General features: G+C 73.5%; 1 protein-coding gene. It reads left to right on the top strand.

The annotated features are described in order from the left end of the window. Positions 1 to 1,462, top strand: a 1,462-nt coding sequence (locus EIO58_RS17805) for a transglutaminase-like domain-containing protein (RefSeq protein WP_164861864.1), incomplete at both ends; no start/stop codon positions are given.

Here is a 1,462-nt window from a genome sequence, read left to right as displayed (position 1 = left end):
GGCAGGCGTGGCTCCCGCAGGTGGCGGCGGTCTCGGTCGGCGAGCGAGCCTCGTCGACCCGCTTCGCGGCCGTGCGGCGCACGCTCCTCGGGGCCGGGGTCGTCGCCGTCGCCGTTGCCGCGGGCGTCACCACGAGCGCGTTCGCCGCCCCGTCGTCGCCGCGCTACGTGCTGCGGGACGTGGTCATCCCGCCGTTCGACATCCGCGAGTTCCCGAGTCCGCTGCAGTCGTTCCGCGCACTGGTGCGCGACCACCCCGACGACACGCTGTTCACCGTGTCAGGGCTGCCCGAGGGCGCGCGCGTGCGCCTGGCGACGATGGACGCGTACAACGGCACCGTGTACAACGTCTCGGATGAGGGCGCCGGGTCTTCCAGCGCCTTCTCGCCCGTGCGGGCGAGCATGTCGGCCGACGCCGAGGGCACCCCGGCGACGCTGCACGTCGAGATCGGCGCGTTCGAGGGCGTGTGGATGCCGGACGCCGGCGCCGTGCAGGGCATCGCGTTCGACGGCGACCGGGCCGACGACCTGCGCCGCACCGCCCACTACAACGAGTCGACGTCGACAGGTGTGGTCACCGCCGGCCTCGCGGAGGGCGATTCGTACACGCTCGAGAGCGTCGTCCCCGAGGTGCCGAGCGACGAGGCGCTCGCTGACGTGCCGTTCGCGCCGCTGTCGCTGCCCGATCAGGAGGGCGTCCCGCAGGACACCGCGGAGGTCGCCTCGACGACCGTGGCCGACGCCACGACCCCCATCGAGCAGGTGCGCGCGCTGCAGACGATGTTGTCGGAAGGCGGCTACTTCAGCCACGGTCTCGAAGGGCAGCCGCTGTCGCGCGCGGGCCACGGCGCGGAGCGCATCACGACGCTCCTCGGGTCGGACCAGATGGTGGGCGACGACGAGCAGTACGCCACCGCGATGGCACTTCTCGCGCGCGAGATCGGCATTCCGGCGCGCGTCGTGATGGGCTTCTACCCCGACGAGGGCCAGCAGGGCCAGCCGGTGTTCGCCGCGAACGGCGACACGCTGCACGCGTGGGTCGAGGTGGCCTTCGAGGGTCACGGCTGGGTGCCCTTCGACCCGACGCCGCCCGAGGACCAGGTGCCGAGCGACCAGACCACCAAGCCCCGCGCCGACCCCAAGCCCCAGGTGCTCCAGCCGCCGCCCCCGCCGCAGGAGCCCGTCGACCTGCCGCCGACCATGACCGACGACCGGGGGTCCGACGACGAGGAGGGCTTCGACGCGTCCTTGATCTGGATGATCGTGACGATCGGCCTGGGCAGCCTCGGCATCCTGTTCGTCCTGCTCGCCCCGCTCGTCGTGATCGGCGCGCTCAAGGCGGCGCGTCGTCGGCAGCGCCGCTCGGCGGATTGCGCCTCCGACCGCATCAGCGGCGGCTGGGACGAGCTCGTCGACCGCGCCGCCGACCACGGCGCGCCGGTGCGTCAAGGCGGCACCCGCCG

It is taken from the genome of Microbacterium sp. CPCC 204701, assembly GCF_004010105.1.
In the GTDB taxonomy this organism is placed as follows: Bacteria; Actinomycetota; Actinomycetes; order Actinomycetales; family Microbacteriaceae; genus Microbacterium.
The sequence above is the reverse complement of the archived record's forward strand: the minus strand, read 5'-3'. Positions and strand labels throughout refer to the sequence as shown.